This is a genomic window from Herbaspirillum sp. C9C3 (assembly GCF_013359625.1).
In the GTDB taxonomy this organism is placed as follows: domain Bacteria; phylum Pseudomonadota; class Gammaproteobacteria; order Burkholderiales; family Burkholderiaceae_D; genus Herbaspirillum.
Window position 1 is genome coordinate 44,916 of the sequence record NZ_JABFMQ010000001.1, and the last position, 16,360, is coordinate 61,275.

14 protein-coding genes are annotated in these 16,360 nt (G+C 63.2%); 7 read left to right on the top strand and 7 right to left on the bottom strand.

What is annotated here, in order from left to right:
- Positions 1–100: 100 nt before the first annotated feature.
- Both HNO82_RS00195 and HNO82_RS00200 read left to right on the top strand, forming a co-directional pair.
- Complete coding sequence (locus tag HNO82_RS00195) at positions 101–1,345, top strand: PA0069 family radical SAM protein (RefSeq protein WP_008327909.1); 1,245 nt, start codon at positions 101–103, stop codon at positions 1,343–1,345.
- A 59-nt stretch (positions 1,346–1,404) separates the two neighbouring features.
- Positions 1,405–2,730, top strand: a complete 1,326-nt coding sequence (locus HNO82_RS00200) for a leucine-rich repeat-containing protein kinase family protein (protein WP_175342386.1) — start codon at positions 1,405–1,407, stop codon at positions 2,728–2,730.
- 17 nt (positions 2,731–2,747) lie between these two features.
- Here HNO82_RS00200 and HNO82_RS00205 read toward each other — a convergent pair whose 3' ends face one another.
- The 3 genes from HNO82_RS00205 to trxB all read right to left on the bottom strand — a co-directional run bounded on the left by HNO82_RS00205 (position 2,748) and on the right by trxB (position 4,905).
- The gene (locus HNO82_RS00205) at positions 2,748–3,401 is read right to left on the bottom strand and encodes a Smr/MutS family protein (RefSeq protein ID WP_175342387.1); all 654 of its coding nucleotides are present in this window, start codon (positions 3,399–3,401) and stop codon (positions 2,748–2,750) included.
- A 67-nt stretch (positions 3,402–3,468) separates the two neighbouring features.
- Entirely contained in the window at positions 3,469–3,810 is a 342-nt protein-coding gene (locus tag HNO82_RS00210) for an I78 family peptidase inhibitor (protein WP_175342388.1), read from the bottom strand.
- A gap of 141 nt (positions 3,811–3,951) precedes the next feature.
- Positions 3,952–4,905, bottom strand: a complete 954-nt coding sequence (gene trxB / locus HNO82_RS00215; protein WP_008327920.1) for a thioredoxin-disulfide reductase — start codon at positions 4,903–4,905, stop codon at positions 3,952–3,954.
- Between the two features lie 393 nt (positions 4,906–5,298).
- Between trxB and HNO82_RS00220 the strand changes: the two genes are divergently transcribed.
- Complete coding sequence (locus HNO82_RS00220) at positions 5,299–7,644, top strand: DNA translocase FtsK (protein ID WP_008327922.1); 2,346 nt, start codon at positions 5,299–5,301, stop codon at positions 7,642–7,644.
- 98 nt (positions 7,645–7,742) lie between these two features.
- A complete protein-coding gene (gene lolA, locus HNO82_RS00225) occupies positions 7,743–8,456 on the top strand; it encodes an outer membrane lipoprotein chaperone LolA (protein WP_008327926.1) in 714 nt (237 codons plus the stop codon).
- A gap of 64 nt (positions 8,457–8,520) precedes the next feature.
- Here the strand turns inward: lolA and fdxA are convergent, their stop codons facing one another.
- Positions 8,521–8,859, bottom strand: coding sequence for a ferredoxin FdxA (fdxA, locus tag HNO82_RS00230; protein WP_008327929.1), 339 nt, complete (start codon positions 8,857–8,859; stop codon positions 8,521–8,523).
- Between the two features lie 265 nt (positions 8,860–9,124).
- Here fdxA and HNO82_RS00235 point away from each other — a divergent pair, with 265 nt between their 5' ends.
- Entirely contained in the window at positions 9,125–10,429 is a 1,305-nt protein-coding gene (locus HNO82_RS00235) for a replication-associated recombination protein A (protein WP_175342389.1), read from the top strand.
- Between the two features lie 93 nt (positions 10,430–10,522).
- Here HNO82_RS00235 and HNO82_RS00240 read toward each other — a convergent pair whose 3' ends face one another.
- Positions 10,523–11,164, bottom strand: a complete 642-nt coding sequence (locus HNO82_RS00240; protein WP_175342390.1) for an alanyl-tRNA editing protein — start codon at positions 11,162–11,164, stop codon at positions 10,523–10,525.
- 96 nt (positions 11,165–11,260) lie between these two features.
- On the opposite strand from HNO82_RS00240, the gene HNO82_RS00245 reads away from it, so the two are divergent.
- Complete coding sequence (locus tag HNO82_RS00245; protein ID WP_175342391.1) at positions 11,261–12,208, top strand: LysR family transcriptional regulator; 948 nt, start codon at positions 11,261–11,263, stop codon at positions 12,206–12,208.
- A 6-nt stretch (positions 12,209–12,214) separates the two neighbouring features.
- Here HNO82_RS00245 and HNO82_RS00250 read toward each other — a convergent pair whose 3' ends face one another.
- Positions 12,215–12,838, bottom strand: coding sequence for a hypothetical protein (locus tag HNO82_RS00250; protein ID WP_008327940.1), 624 nt, complete (start codon positions 12,836–12,838; stop codon positions 12,215–12,217).
- A gap of 194 nt (positions 12,839–13,032) precedes the next feature.
- On the opposite strand from HNO82_RS00250, the gene serS reads away from it, so the two are divergent.
- Positions 13,033–14,334 (top strand): serine--tRNA ligase, encoded by a 1,302-nt coding sequence (serS, locus tag HNO82_RS00255; protein ID WP_175342392.1) that lies wholly within the window; start codon positions 13,033–13,035, stop codon positions 14,332–14,334.
- A gap of 101 nt (positions 14,335–14,435) precedes the next feature.
- Here serS and HNO82_RS00260 read toward each other — a convergent pair whose 3' ends face one another.
- Positions 14,436–16,316: a GGDEF domain-containing protein gene (locus HNO82_RS00260; RefSeq protein ID WP_008327944.1), complete on the bottom strand. Its 1,881-nt coding sequence runs from the start codon at positions 16,314–16,316 to the stop codon at positions 14,436–14,438.
- Positions 16,317–16,360 lie beyond the last annotated feature (44 nt).

The window sequence follows — 16,360 nt, forward strand, 5'->3', positions numbered from 1 at the left end:
ACCGATTAATGCGGCACCCGGACAAATTGAAACAGCATTTGCAGTGCGCCCCAAGTGAAGGCAAAATACTGTTCATATATACAGTATCGTTGAGCTTGCCTTGGCTTCCTTCCCCAAATTCCCGCAGGGCATTGCCCGGCCTTTTCCTGACCAGCCTGCGCCTCCTGGCGAGGATGACGCCACCCTCACGCCGGAAACCTTCGTCCATCGCAACCAGGTCGCGCGCAAGGGTCGGGGAGCCGTCACCAATCTGCGCGGGCGCTACGAATCGGTGGCGCGGGAAGAGTTCGATGATGGCTGGCAGGCGGTCAGTTTTGCCGCCGTCGAGCCGCTTGCAGCCGAGGTGATGGAGGATGACGAGCCGCCGCGCCTGAAGACCATCGTCACCGAGGAAGACGCGCGCTCCATCATCAGCCGCAACAGCTCGCCGGACCTGCCGTTCTCGCTCTCGCTCAATCCCTACCGGGGTTGTGAGCATGGCTGCATCTACTGCTTTGCACGGCCCTCGCACAGCTATCTGGGCCTCTCGCCCGGTCTGGATTTCGAAAGCCGGCTGGTCGCCAAGCGCAATGCGCCCGACCTGCTGCTGCGCGAACTGGCAAAGCCGTCCTATGAACCCGACACCATCACGGTGGGCATCAATACCGATGCCTACCAGCCCATCGAGCGCGAGCACCAACTGACCCGGCGCATCCTGCAGATCCTGCACGATTGCGAGAACCCGGTGGCGATGATTACCAAGTCTTCCCTGATCGAGCGCGACATCGACTTGCTGGCCCCGATGGCCGCCAAGGGGCAGGCCATCGTCGCGGTCACCATCACCACGCTCGATGCCGCCATTGCACGCACGCTGGAGCCGCGCGCGGCCAGCCCGGCGCGGCGGCTGCGGGTGATTCGTACCCTGGCCGAGGCGGGTATTCCGGTCAGCGTATCGATTGCCCCGGTGATTCCCTTCGTGACCGAGCCAGACCTGGAACGTGTGATGGAAGCCGCCGTCGACGCCGGTGCGCGGCAAGCGGGCTACATCGTGCTGCGCCTGCCGTGGGAAGTCAGCCCGCTGTTTCGGCAGTGGCTGCAGGCGCACTTCCCCGACCGGGCGGCGCGGGTGATGAACCGCATCCAGGACATGCGCGGCGGCAAGGATTACGACGCCGACTTCGCCACCCGCATGCGTGGCACCGGCGTCTGGGCCGACCTGCTGCACCAGCGTTTCGAGAAGGCCAGCCGGCGGCTCGGCATCGATCACCGCAACCGGGCCTTTGCCACGCTGGATGCCAGCCGTTTTCGGCGACCGCAGGCGAGGTCCGGCAGATCACCAGGCGATGCCCAGCTGGATCTGTTCTGAAGGGCCGGGCGGGCACTGTTAAACTCCGCGCTTTCTGACGTTTTTCTTCACCTCTCTGCATGCACACCCTGGAACAATTGCGCAGCGGCGCCCTGAAAGGCATTACCCGCCTGTCTCTGTCGTGCGGCCTGCGCGAATTCCCGCCAGAAATCTTCACACTGGCTGAAACCCTGGAGATTCTGGACCTGAGCGGGAACGCGCTGGCTGCCTTGCCCGACGACCTGCCGCGCTTGCGTCGCTTGCGCATCGTGTTCTGTTCCGACAATGCCTTTACCGTATTGCCAACCGTGCTGGGGCGCTGTCCTGCGCTGGAAATGATCGGGTTCAAGGCCAACCGCATCGAACACGTCCCCGCCGAATCGCTGCCGCCTTCGCTGCGCTGGCTGGTGCTGACCGACAATCGCATCACCCGGCTGCCCGCCAGCATCGGGCAATGCAGTCGCCTGCAAAAGCTGATGCTGGCCGGGAACCGCCTGCGCACCTTGCCATCGGAACTGGCGGCCTGCCGCCATCTGGAACTGTTGCGCCTGTCGGCCAATACACTGGAGGCGTTTCCACACTGGCTGCTGACCCTGCCGCGTCTGAGCTGGCTGGCCATGGCCGGCAATGCCTGGTGCGCGGCGGTGGAAGAAGCGGCAGACCGCCATGCTCAGGTGGCGGCAATCCACTGGCGGGATCTGCAACTGGCCGACAAGCTGGGCGAGGGTGCTTCCGGCGTGATCTACGCCGCTCGCTGGAAGGACGCGAACAAGACGCAGCCGGTGGCGCTGAAGCTCTTCAAGGGTGCCGTCACCAGCGACGGCCTGCCCGAGCGCGAGATGGCGGCCTGCATCATGGCCGGCCGCCATCGCGGGCTGATTCCCGTGCTGGGGCGATTGCAAGGTCATCCGCAAGCGGTGCAGGGACTGGTCATGCCGCTGATTGATCGCGATTTCAAGGTATTGGCCGGCCCGCCTGACCTGCAATCCTGTACGCGCGATGTCTATGCGCAAGGCTTCATGCTGACCTGGAGCCAGGTGATCGTCATTGCACGCGATATCGCCTCGGCAGCAGCTCACCTGCATGCGCAGGGCATCGTGCATGGCGACCTCTACGGTCACAACATCCTGCATCGGGAGGGTGAAGCCCTGCTCGGCGATTTCGGTGCGGCCTGGTTCTACGATGTCGAACAGCCCCATGCCTGGGGTGTGCAGGCCATGGAAGTGCGGGCCTATGGCTGTCTGCTGGAAGAGTTGCTAGCGCATGGCCAGCCGGAAGATGAGGCGGGCCAGAAGCAGCGAGCCGCGCTGGCCGGTGTGCGCCAGGCTTGTCTGAGCCCTGACGCCGCCGCACGGCCGCATTTCGAGGCCATCGTGGCCATGCTGGACCATTTGTCTGCGGGCTGATGCCGCAGGCGCGGTAGTCAGGCCCGCTCGCTGGAGCGCAGCAGCACCACCAGTGCTCCCGCGCCGCCATCGGCCGCGCGCGCCTGGCAAAAGGCCATCACTTCATCCTTCTGCGCCAGCCAGTTGCGTACCTTGTGCTTGAGTACGGGTTCCTTGTTTACCGAACCGAGCCCCTTGCCATGGATCACCCGCACGCAGCGCAGGCCGCGGCGGCGCGATTGGCGCAGGAATTCACCCAGGGCCTCGCGCGCCTGGTCGCGGCGGTAGCCGTGCAGGTCCAACTGGGCCTGGATCACCCAGTTGCCACGACGCAGCTTGCTCAATACATCCATGCCCACACCGGGGCGGGCGAAGCTGAGATTTTCGTCGCTGTCCATCAGGGTCTCGATGGTGAACTCATCCGAGAGCGACTCCAGCAGTGCGGCCTGTTCATCGGCCAAATGCTGGCGCGGAATGGGGAGGGGAGGTTCCGGAAGACACAGGGCCTTGTCGACCACCTTGGGGCGCAAGGGCGCCACCTGCCCGATGCTGTTGCGGAAGATGTTGGCTTCCTCGCGGGCTGCCGCTTCCTGGCGCTGGCGCTCGGCCAGGGCTAGTGCGCGCGCTTTTTCCTGTTCCTGCAGATCGCGGCGCAATCCCTGGAGCGCCGAGAAATCTTTCATTGTCGCCATGACAGCCACCCAACCCTGTAGCGTATTGTTCCCCGAATGGCTACTTTAGCAGAAGCGGGCGCGCTCTTCAGCCGCAGGCGACCTTGATGATCACCATGCCCGGATCGACCTGCAGATTCAGGCGGCGCGGGTTGAAATCCAGGGTGGCGGCATCGTCCGGCTTGAGCACGCGGATCTCGGCGGCACCCGATTCGGCCAGCGCCTGGCGTTCGACGTAGCCGCTGTAGTTCTCGCCGATCAGGTGATCGGCGCGGGAGGCATCGCATTGGCCGGTCGTGGCATCGGCCACCGGGGTGTCGCGCGAAGCGCTGCAGGCGACCAGCACGGCACCCAGGCCCAGCGTGACCAATACCGCCTTCAATGCCGGCGAGCTGCGCCCGGAACGGGAGGGAGATGAATGATAGGGCACGATGCTTTCCTCGGTCTTGATGATTCTTGTGTTTGATTGCTCGAGTGAAACAAAAAAGCCGGGACGACAACTCGTCACCGGCCTTTTGAGTGCCTGTCGCGTTGCGAGTTCTCGCAGCGCAGCATTTTACATTGATTTACCTTATTCGAGGCCTTCCAGATAGCGCTGTGCATCCAGTGCTGCCATGCAGCCCGTGCCGGCGCTGGTGATGGCCTGGCGGTAGACGTGGTCCTGCACGTCACCGGCGGCAAAGACACCGTCGATGCTGGTGGCGGTGGCGAAGCCTTCGGTGCCGGTGCGGGTCTTCAGGTAGCCGTTGTGCATCTCCAGCTGGCCTTCGAAGATGCTGGTGTTGGGCTTGTGGCCGATGGCGATGAACAGGCCGTGCACCGGGATTTCGGTGATGGCGCCGTCCTGGGTCGACTTGATCTTGATGCCGGTCACGCCGCTGTCGTCGCCGACCACCTCATCCAGGGTGGCGTGCCACTGGATGGCAATCTTGCCTTCGCTGACCTTGTGCAGCAGGCGGTCGATCAGGATGGGCTCGGCACGGAACTTGTCGCGGCGGTGCACGATGGTGACCTTGCTGGCGATGTTGGAGAGATACAGCGCTTCTTCCACGGCAGTGTTGCCGCCGCCGACCACGGCCACTTCGCGGCCACGGTAGAAGAAACCGTCACAGGTGGCGCAGGCCGATACGCCGCGGCCCATGAAGGCTTGTTCCGAGGGCAGGCCCAGGTACTGGGCCGAGGCGCCGGTGGCAATGATCAGGGCATCGGCCGTGTATTCGCCGCTGTCGCCGATGAGGCGGAAGGGGCGTTCGGAGAGCTTGGTGGTGTGGATGTGATCGAAGATGATTTCGGTCTTGAAGCGTTCGGCGTGCTGCAGCAGGCGCTGCATCAGTTCCGGTCCTTGCACGCCCAGCGGATCGCCCGGCCAGTTTTCGACGTCGGTGGTGGTCATCAGCTGGCCACCTTGTTCCACCCCGGTGATGAGCACCGGGTTCAGGTTGGCGCGCGCGGCATAGACGGCGGCGCTATAGCCGGCGGGGCCGGAGCCGAGAATCAGGACCTTGGCATGTTTGGGCGTGCTCATAAGCTACTCATCAAATGTTGTGGGATCGCTTCTGCAAATGAGGCGACTCCCGGAGATTTCAATTCCGGACGGCCCGGCACGTCAGCCAGGCCGTCCGGCACAAGCGGGTGCTTGCCAGCGCACAAGTTTGCGGTTTGCCGCGCTGCAAAACGGGTAAGATTATAGTCCATGCCCTCTGCGGGGCTCATGGAATTACGCTATGTCGGCAATAGTCGGCGGCTGCGGGGGCAGTGGCAGGGCTACTGTCCAGAATATGAACAAAAAGACAGCACAGCCAGAACGATAGCGGCCAGTGACGGTCAGTGCAGCGGGTTTCCCGCTGGCCTGCGCAAAACCGCGAAGCGCCAATTCAATGCCGTTACAATGACGGCGTGTTTTTTTTGTACGGAAGTTATGTCCAAGACGAGTCAAGCCCACATCCGCACCACCAAGACGCCGGCGCCCCCGATGCCCAGCCGCCTGGTCAGGCTGTTATCGGAAGCGCGCTGGCTGGCGCTGGCGGCCCTGCTGGCCTATCTGGTGCTGATCCTGCTGAGCTATGCCAAGACCGACCCCGGCTGGTCGGTGGCCAGCTCGGTGCCCCGCGTGGGCAACTGGGGCGGCCGGGTCGGTGCCTGGATGGCCGATCTGATGCTGTACATCTTCGGGCTGTCGGCCTGGTGGTGGTGCGTGCTGTTGGCGCGCTCGGTGTGGACCGGTTATCGGCGCCTGTCCAACCGCTTCCTGGTGTCCCAGCCGGTGGAGCCGGAACATCGACAGGAACCGCTCATCCGCGCCGTCGGCTTTGTCTTCATGCTCACCGGCAGCATGGGGATCGAGTTCACCCGCATGCAGCGTTTCGCCCCCAAGCTGCCGCATTCCTCCGGTGGCGTGCTGGGCGAGATGATCGGTTCGGCCATGCAGCCCACTTTCGGTTTCACCGGCGCCACGCTGCTGCTGTTGCTGCTGTTCGGGCTGGGCTTCTCGCTGCTGTTCCAGGTGTCCTGGCTGGCGGCGGTGGAACGCATCGGTGGCATGATCGAGGATGGCCTGTTCTGGGTGCGCGACTTCTTCGCCGCCCGTGCCGACCGCCGCGCCGGCCAGGAAGCGGCCGTCAAGCGTGAGGAAACCGTGGTGCAGGAGCGCGCCAAGATCGTGGAAGCCCCGCCGATCCGCATCGAACCGCAGATCGTGGAGGTGCAGAAGTCCGACCGCGTCCAGAAGGAAAAGCAGACCAGCCTCTTCGATGACTTGAACAGCGAACTGCCGCCACTGTCGCTGCTCGATGAGGCCCCGCCCGCGCAGCAGACGGTCTCGGTGGAAACGCTGGAATTCACCAGCCGCCTGATCGAAAAGAAGCTGGCCGACTTCGGCGTCGAGGTCAAGGTGGTGGCGGCTTATCCCGGCCCGGTGATCACCCGCTACGAGATCGAACCGGCCACCGGTGTGAAGGGCAGCCAGATCGTCAACCTGGCGCGTGACCTGGCGCGTTCGCTGTCGCTGACCTCGATTCGCGTAGTGGAAGTCATCCAGGGCAAGAATTTCATGGGTCTGGAACTGCCCAATCCCAAGCGCCAGATCGTGCGCCTGACGGAGATCCTGGGCTCCAAGGTCTACAACGACAGCCATTCCAGCCTGACCGTGGCGCTGGGCAAGGACATCGCCGGCAATCCGGTGGTGGCCGACCTGGCCAAGATGCCGCACTTGCTGGTGGCCGGCACCACCGGCTCGGGCAAGTCGGTGGGCATCAATGCCACCATCCTCTCGCTGCTGTACAAATCTTCACCGCGCCAGGTGCGCCTGATCCTGATCGATCCCAAGATGCTGGAACTGTCGATCTACGAGGGCATTCCGCACCTGCTGGCGCCGGTGGTGACCGACATGCGCCAGGCCGGCCACGCGCTGAACTGGGCGGTGGAAGAGATGGAGCGCCGCTACAAGAAGATGTCCAAGCTGGGCGTGCGCAACCTGGCTGGTTACAACCAGAAGATCATCGATGCCGAGAAGCGCGGCGAGAAAATTCCGAATCCCTTCAGCCTCACGCCCGATGCCCCCGAACCACTGGAGCAGCTGGAAACCATCGTCATCATCATCGATGAACTGGCCGACCTGATGATGGTGGTGGGCAAGAAGGTGGAAGAACTGATCGCCCGCATCGCCCAGAAGGCGCGCGCGGCTGGCATCCACCTGATTTTGGCCACGCAGCGTCCGTCGGTGGACGTCATTACCGGCCTGATCAAGGCCAACGTGCCGACGCGCATTGCCTTCCAGGTCTCTTCCAAGATCGACTCCCGCACCATTCTCGACCAGATGGGCGCTGAAACCCTGCTGGGCATGGGCGACATGCTCTACAACCCGCCGGGTACGGCCTTGCCGGTGCGGGTGCACGGCGCCTTCGTGTCGGATGATGAAGTGCACCGCGTGGTGGAGCACCTGAAATCCCAGGGGGAACCGAATTACATCGAGGGCATCCTAGAGGGAGGCGTGCTGGAAGACGCCGACGGCGGTGCTGGCGGCGGTGCCGCAGCTGGCGCCGGAGGCGGTGGAGAAGGCGACGAGATGTACGACCAGGCCGTGGCCGTGGTCCTGAAACATCGCCGGGCCTCGATCTCGCTGGTGCAGCGTCACCTGCGCATCGGCTACAACCGTGCGGCGCGCTTGCTGGAGCAGATGGAGCAAAGCGGTCTGGTCTCCACCATGCAGTCCAATGGCAACCGTGAAATCCTGGTGCCGGCGGGTGCTGGCGATGCGGCTGAATAAGCGGTCTTCCCTCCACATCAAGCTGCCCTGAAGGCCGGCCACCGTCGCGCCGGCCGCCACCTTGCCGGTGGCGCCTAGTCAAGAAGGAATCAAACAACATGGACAATTCCAGAAACGCTTTCCGCTCGCGCCCTGCGCAAGCCCGTACCTTCAACCTGCGCCGCCTGATGATGGCGGCCGGTCTTTCCGCGCTGGCCGTGGCCGGGGCCATCGCCATCACCGCGCTGACACCAAACCGTGCCTCGGCTGCCGCGCTGGACCAGTTCAAGCAATTCGTCAGCAGCACGCAGTCGGCCAAGGGTGCGTTCACCCAGCGCATGGTGCGGGTGGAGAATGGCACGTCCAAGGTGGTCAACACCTCCAGCGGCAGCTTCGTGTTTTCGCGTCCGGGCAAATTCATCTGGACCTACCAGAAGCCGTATGAACAGGTGATCCAGGCCGATGGGGAAAAACTCTTCATCTACGACAAGGACCTCAACCAGGTCACCACCAAGAAACTGGGCAATGCGCTGGGCTCTTCGCCGGCCGCCATCCTCTTCGGCAGCAATGATCTGGAAAAAAACTTCACACTGAAGGAAGCCGGCACCAAGGATGGCCTGGAATGGCTGCAAGCCATCCCCAAGAGCAAGGACACGACCTTCGACACCATCGGCATTGGCTTGAAGAACGGCACCCCGGTGGCGATGGAGCTGCATGATTCCTTCGGCCAGGTTTCTTTGTTGAGCTTCGACAGCTTCGAGAAGAATCCGCCGCTCAAGAGCAACAGTTTCAGCTTCACCATTCCCAAGGGTGCGGACGTATTCAACAACTGAGCTTGTCCGCCCGTAGCAAAACAGCCCCGCAGGCTTGCGCTTGCGGGGCTGTTTTGCTGGTGCTTCAGAGGTCGGGCATCTTCAGCTGGGGCAGCTTGTCGGGCAGGTCCTTCCATTGCTCGTGGTCGGGCAGGGGCGCTTTGGCCTGGGTGATGGGCTTCCAGCCGGGCAGCTTGGCCAGACGGGCGTTGAGGTCCTCAAAGTGGGAGAGGGCGGCGGGCAGGTCGGTGGCGTTGTAGATGGCACCGACCGGGCATTCCGGCACGCACATGGAGCAGTCGATGCAGCCGTCCGGGTCGATGACCAGGAAATTGGGGCCTTCCAGGAAGCAATCCATGGGGCAGACGCTGACGCAATCGGTGTACTTGCACTGGATACAGGAATCGGTGACGACGAAGGGCATGGAGACGCAGGGAGAGGCAGGAAAAAGGGCGATATGAAGAAAAAAGCGCAGGCTGCATTTTACCCGCTGGGCCGGATGGTTGCAGGCGCGGGCATGGCTGCGCCATCGCCCCTGTAGCGGCCTGCTGCGTTAGACTACGGCCTTTGGTGAATGCGCCTTGCAATCCGGCGCCGCGCCCGCATCCTGATGACTATGAACTTTATTTCCCTGGCCGCCCTGTTGCGGTTCTTCTTCTCCGATCTTCCGAGTTTGCGGGGGGCGGTGCATGGCTGACCTGTTCGCGCAAGAACCCGCTGCGCCGCTGGCTGAAGCGCTGCGCCCCAAGACGCTTGACGAGGTGATCGGGCAGTCGCATCTCTTGGGCGAAGGCAAGCCCTTGCGGCTGGCCTTCCAGTCCGGCAAGCCGCATTCGATGATCTTCTGGGGGCCGCCGGGTGTGGGCAAGACCACGCTGGCGCGGCTGACCGCCACCGCCTTTGCGTGTGAATTCATTGCGCTGTCGGCGGTGTTTTCGGGGGTCAAGGATATTCGTGCGGCCATGGAGCAGGCCGAGCAGAATCTGGCGATGGGCAAGCACACGATCCTGTTCGTGGATGAAATTCACCGGTTCAACAAGTCGCAGCAGGATGCCTTGCTGCCCTATGCGGAAAGCGGCCTGGTGACCTTCATCGGCGCCACCACCGAGAATCCTTCCTTCGAGGTCAATTCGGCGCTGTTGTCGCGGGCGCAGGTCTACGTGCTCAAGTCGCTCACCGATGAGGAACTGAAGCAGTTGCTCAAGCGTGCGCAGGACAAGGCGCTGGGGGATCTGCAATTCGACGGACAGGCCACCGACACCATCATCGGCTACGCCGATGGCGATGCTCGCCGCTTCCTCAATCTGCTGGAGCAGACTCAGACGGCCGCCCGCACGACCGGCACGCAGCTGGTTACGGCCGAGTTCCTGCAGAATGCGCTGACGCTCAACAGCCGTCGTTTCGACAAGGGTGGAGACAATTTCTACGATCAGATATCGGCCTTGCACAAGTCGGTACGCGGCTCACATCCGGATGCGGCGTTGTACTGGCTGACCCGTATGCTCGATGGTGGCGCCGATCCGCGCTACCTGTCGCGGCGCATCGTGCGCATGGCCTGGGAAGACATCGGCCTGGCCGACCCGCGCGCCATGCAGATCGCCAACGATGCCGCGCTGACCTATGAGCGCCTGGGCAGCCCCGAGGGCGAACTGGCACTGGGGCAGGCGGTGATCTACCTGGCGGTGGCGGCCAAGAGCAATGCCGGCTACAACGCCTACAACGCTGCGCGCGCTTTCGTGAAACAGGACAAGAGCCGGGAAGTGCCGGTGCATCTGCGCAATGCGCCGACCAAGTTGATGAAGGAATTGGGCTACGGGCATGAATACCGGTATGCCCATGATGAGCCCAATGCCTATGCGGCGGGGGAGACTTATTTGCCGGAGGGGATCGCTGAGCCGGGCTGGTACCAGCCGGTTCCAAGGGGGTTGGAAATCAAGATAGGCGAAAAGCTGGCGACCTTGCGGCAGTGGGATGAAGATGCGCAAAAAGAGTGAGTCAATTCTTGGGGAGTAGCCGTCTTTTGAGACGGTTTTTTTCACCGCCATGAGCGCGAATCAAACCAGTGTTTTTTGAGGGCAGATATTCGCTCAGGGAGTAACGTCATAACGCACCGACGCCTCCCCCTTCTTGACCCGTATGGAGTCAATACGAATTCGCCCGATCTCTCCCAGCGACGCCACGTGCGTCCCGCCACAAGGGTAGGCAGGCAGCTCGCCAAAACCGATCTGCCGCAAGCCATTCTCCATGGCCATCACGCAGGGTAAATCCTGCGCCAGCAAGTCATTGCAGCGGCGCTCCAGCTCTGCCGGCACCAGTTCCTGGGCTGTGCCATCTGCGGCGGCAGCCACGCCCACCACGCGCGCTTCCCCCGGCCAGTGATGCGCCTTGGTGGGCTTCCATCCCAGTTCGGCCAGTACCTGCCCGATCACGTGGCCCGCTGAATGCAGCCGGGCGTGCAGCTGGCGCGGCTGCGCATCCACGCAGGCCAGCGCCGGGCCAGGCGCCACGGGGGCGGTGGTGTAGTGGACGATGCCCTCGCTTTCGCTGCTCACGCGCAGTACTTCCACCGCACCGATCCGACCGGTATCACTGGGCTGTCCGCCACCCTGCGGATGAAAGGGTGTGGCCGACAGCCGCACGGCGTAGCGGCCATCGTCCTGCGCAGTGCAGTCCAGCACTTGGATGTCGGCGCGCAAGGCGGGGTCGGTGAGGTAGAGACGTTCGGTCATGACGAGGCTTTCAATGAAACTGCGGCGAGTGTCGTGCATTGTATCGACAGGATGGACTTGCGATAATCCAGCAACACTGCAAAGGATCTTTGCTCCATGAGCACAAATAAAAGCATCGCCCTGCTCAACGAAATGGCCATCTTCGCCAAGGTAGTGGAGACCGGCAGCTTCTCGGAAGCGGCCCGCCAGCTGGGTGCAACACCGTCGGCCACCAGCCGCGCCATCGCCCGCCTGGAAAAAGCCCTCGGCACGCAATTGTTGCAACGGACCACCCGCAAGCTGCGCCTGAGCGAAAGCGGCGAGGAGATCCACGCCCGTTGCCGCGACATGCTCAACGCCGCGCAGGCCGTGCTGTCGGTGTCCGGTGCCTTCGACGCCGAGCCGCAGGGGCAGGTGAGGGTGAGTGTGCCCAAGGCGGTCGGGCATGCACTGATTCACCCGCACATGCCGGATTTCCTGGCGGCCCATCCCAAGGTGGACGTGCTGCTCAGGCTGGAAGACCGCTACATGGATCTCATCGACGACCAGGTCGACCTGGCCATCCGCATCACCGACCAGCCGCCGCCGGGCCTGATGGGGCGGCGCCTGATGCGCATCGATCATCTGCTGTGCGCCACGCCGCAGTACCTGCAGCGCCACGGGATGCCGGACCATCCCCGGGCCTTGAAGGAGCATGACTGCATCTACCTGGGTGAGTCGCCGGCAGACGCGCGCTGGCGCTTTCGCCGCCAGGGCAAATCAGTCAATGTCGAGGTACGGGGGAGGTATGCGGCCAACCACACGGGCGTGCGTCTCGATGCCACCTTGCGCCATCTGGGGATTGCCAGCCTGCCGTATTTCATCGCCAGGCCACGGCTGGAGGAGGGGAGTCTGGTGCAGGTGCTGCCGCAGTGGAGTTTCAGGACGCGCTATTGCGGCGAGCTGTGGGCGCTGTATCCGGCCACGCGCCACCTGCCACCGCGCCTGAGCGCCTTCGTGCAGTTCCTAGCGCAGCGCCTGGCGCAGGAACCGGCCCTGGCGCCGGGTGCCAAGCCTGCGCCTTGAAGCCCGTCAGGCCGCAGGACGGTGCCAGACGTGGAAGCTGCCTTCCATGGCCGACATGGCGGCGATCACGGTCTCGTAATTCTTGTCGTCGTCATAGCCGGGCAGGCGGGTCTTCATGGCATCCATGAGCGCTTCCAGGCCATCGGCATCGTTGGGGATCAGCACCCCCTTGATGCCCTCGGCACTCTTGCCCGCCAGGATCCATTGCGGTTGCGGCAGGGCATCCTCGCTGATGCGGATGGTCACGTCGTCCACTTCACGCCAGGCTATGCCTTCGCGCTTGGTCCCGCGCACCATGGTGCGGATTTCCTCGTCGTCGAATTCCACGCTGATCTTGCGTGCCTGCTGCGCGGCCAGTCGTGTCGGCGAGAGCTCGGCCGCACCCGGTGCCTGCACCTTCCAGTCGGTCTTGCGGACCTTGGGCGGCACCAAGCGGTTCTTGATCTGCTGGCCGAAGGCGAAGGCGGCGCCGAAGGACAGGCCCGCGATCAGCCCATAGAACAGGCTGGCCTCGTTGGACATGTAATGGATGCCGGCCCACAAGCCCAGGGCAAAGGCGGCCACCAGGCCCAGCAGGGAGAACAGGACAGGAACTTCGCGTGGCGGACGGGATTCGGGCTGGACGGACATGGGCAATCGGGTCTCAAGAAGGCTGAAGAAGGCTGAAGAGGGCTGCAATGGGCCGCATGGTAACCCGCATGGGCGCTGGCGGCTACCGGGGCCGGCGCATTTTATTGTGGCGGGGGTGCACGGGAAGCCCGTAGCGGGCGCGCGACTTGGTACAATCGCGGTTTCGAGCACCAAATCTATCGTAATTTCTTCCCATGATCGACATTCAACTCCTCCGTAAAGACATCGAGAACGTCGCAGCCCGCCTGGCGGCCCGCAAGTTCGTCCTGGACGTGGCCGGCTTCAATGCGCTGGAAGCCGAGCGCAAGCAGATCCAGACCCGTACCGAAGAACTGCAGGGCAAGCGCAATACGCTGTCCAAGCAGATCGGCATGCTCAAGGGCAAGGGCGAGGACGCCTCCGCCGTGATGGCCGAGGTCAACGGTATCGGCGACGAGTTGAAAGCCTCCGCCACCCGTCTGGAAGAAGTGCAGCAGCAGATGACCCTGTTCCTGCAGGCGGTGCCCAACCTGCCGCACGAATCCGTGCCCGTCGGCAATGACGAAAGCGGCAACGTCGAGTTGCGCAAGGTCGGTACGCCCCGCAACTTTGATTTCGAGATCAAGGATCACGTCGACGTCGGCGCACCGCTGGGCCTGGACTTCGATACCGCGACCAAGCTGACCGGTTCGCGCTTTGCCGTCTTGAAGGGCGGTATCGCCCGCCTGCATCGCGCGCTGGCGCAGTTCATGCTCAACACCCACACCATGGAGCATGGCTATACCGAGTGTTACACCCCCTACATCGTCAACGCCGACAGCCTGCGCGGCACCGGCCAGCTGCCCAAGTTCGAGGCCGATCTGTTCGCGGCCAAGAAGGGCGGTCAGGAAGGCGAGGCCGAGAATGCCGCGCTGTACCTGATCCCGACCGCTGAAGTGCCGCTGACCAACTTCGTGCGGGATGAAATCGTCGCCGGGGATGCGCTGCCGATGAAGTTCACTGCCCACTCGCCTTGCTTCCGCTCGGAAGCCGGTTCCTACGGCCGCGACACGCGCGGGATGATCCGCCAGCACCAGTTCGACAAGGTGGAAATGGTGCAGATCGTGCATCCCGAGAAGTCTTACGAAGCGCTGGACGAGATGCTGGGCCATGCCGAAACCATTCTGAAGAAGCTCGGCCTGCCGTATCGCGTCATCACCCTGTGCACCGGCGACATGGGCTTTGGTGCAGCCAAGACCTATGACATCGAAGTCTGGCTGCCGGCGCAGAACACCTATCGTGAAATCTCCTCGGTCTCCAATTGCGAAGCCTTCCAGGCACGCCGCATGCAGGCCCGCTTCCGCAATGCCCAGGGCAAGCCGGAACTGCTGCACACCCTGAACGGTTCGGGCCTGGCCGTAGGCCGTACCCTGGTGGCGGTGCTGGAAAACTACCAGCAGGCCGATGGCAGCGTGGATATCCCCGAGGTGCTGCAGCCCTACATGGGCGGCGTGATCAAGCTGGTACCGGGCGCCTGATTCAGTTTGACGGTGCAGGAAATGAAGACGGCTGTCTCGCGAGAGACAGCCGTTTTTTTATCGTCGCAAGGTTTGCGAAAACGTTTTCTTGATGGCGCTGGCTAGGCGTCCTTGAGTGCCCAGGAGAAGGTGGTGGGGATGCGGCGCTCGATGAACAGGCTGTTGCCCTGGATTTTCTTGGCTTCCTTCTTGGCGCGGGTGGCGGCTGAAGCGATCTGGTGCGGCGAGGAGTATTGCGAAGGCTCGATCTTGACCGCCCCCAGCGACAGCGACACCAGCGGATGGAAGACGCGATTGCCCTGGCGGTCCTCGGTGTAGTAGCCGTTGCGCTGTACGTCTTCGTCATAGTAGAAGGCGCGCGCCTGAACCTCGAAGCCGTCGAGGATGGCGCGGCAGCGTTTTTCCCAGTCTTCGCTCTGGAACAGGATCAGGAAATCGTCCCCGCCGATGTGACCGATGAAGTCCAGGTTGGGGTCGCAGGCCTGCTGCAGCACGCGGCCGGTGGTCTGGATCATGTCGTCGCCCTTGCGGTAGCCGTAGACGTCGTTGAAAGGCTTGAAGTGGTCCAGGTCACAGTAGCAGATGCAGAACTCCACGCCGCTCTGCAGCAGGTATTCGATGTGATCGTTGATGGGCACGTTGCCCGGCAATTGTGTGAGCGGATTGGCGTGACGCGCGGCGTCGATCTGCATCTGCGTGATTTCGCGCAGCAGATCGTGGCCGGTGCCCAGTCCCACGTACTGGCCGCGGTCGGTGATGATGAAGCCGTTGGAGAGGTGGTGCGATTCGGCATGCACCAGCAGGTTGGAGAGCTCTTGCAGGCTGGTGTCCTGCTCGGTCAGGATGGGGTTGGGGTCCATGAAGAAGGCGCAGGACTTCTTGCCATACAGTTCGCGCCCGTACAGGCGGGCGAAACGTTCGACCATGCTGTAGCGGTTGATGAGCCCGATCGGCAGGCCATTGCTGACCACCGGCAGGGCCTGCAACTGCGGATCGTTGACGAACATGTCGTAAGCCGTGTCATTGGTGACCTCCGGGCTCACGTACTGGGTCTCGCGCAGCAGCTTGGCGACCGTGGCGCTGCGCTTGCCGGGGCCATACTTGTTGGCCGCCAGCGGTACCTTGTCGCGCCGCAGGGTCTTGGTGACGTCGTCCGAGATCGACACCGGCGGCTCCGGTAGCGGACGCGAGATGTGATAGCCCTGGCCGCAGGCGATGCCCAGATCGCGGATGGTCAGCAGCTCGGCCTGCGATTCGATGCCTTCGGCGATGACGATGGAACCGGACTTCTCGGCGATCTCCTGGATCGAGCGCACGAACTGCAGCTTCATGGGATCGTGGTTGATGCCCTGCACGAAGTGCATGTCCACCTTGACGTATTCCGGCTGCAGCTCCGACCACAGGCGCAGGCTGGAGAAACCTTCACCCAGATCGTCGATGGCAATCTGGAAACCCATGTCGCGGTAGTGCATGGCGGCATTGCGCAGCAGGGCATAGTCGTAGGTCGGCTCGTTCTCGGTGAGCTCAATGATGATGCGCTGCGGATTGACGCCCAGCTTTTCCAGGTAGCGCAGGGTTTCGCCCTGGATCGCCTCGGGCTGCATGAGCGCACCCGGCGAGACGTTGAGAAACAGGTTGCCCGGCAGACCCAGTTGCGCGAAGCGGGTCATCACGATGTGGCGACACAGGTACTCCATCTGTACCGACAGATTGTGTGCGCGCGCTACCTTGAACAGCGCCAGGGGCGAATGCAGCGGGGTATTGGAGGGGCCGCGGATCAAACCTTCATAGCCCAGGATTTCGCCGTTGCGCATGCGTACGATGGGCTGGAACAAGGCTGACAGCTTGCGTTGCGCGATGATCTCGTGCAGCAGCGACAACATCGGGTCATCGGCGCCGCGCAGGGCCGCGCCGGAGGCGCCGGCGATCAGGTCGACGACTTCGGCGCCGAGCGGAAAGATTGGGCTGGAAAGGGGAGCCATCTGGCTGAATCCGGGTTCGAAAGAGTCAAAGAACGACAAAGCAA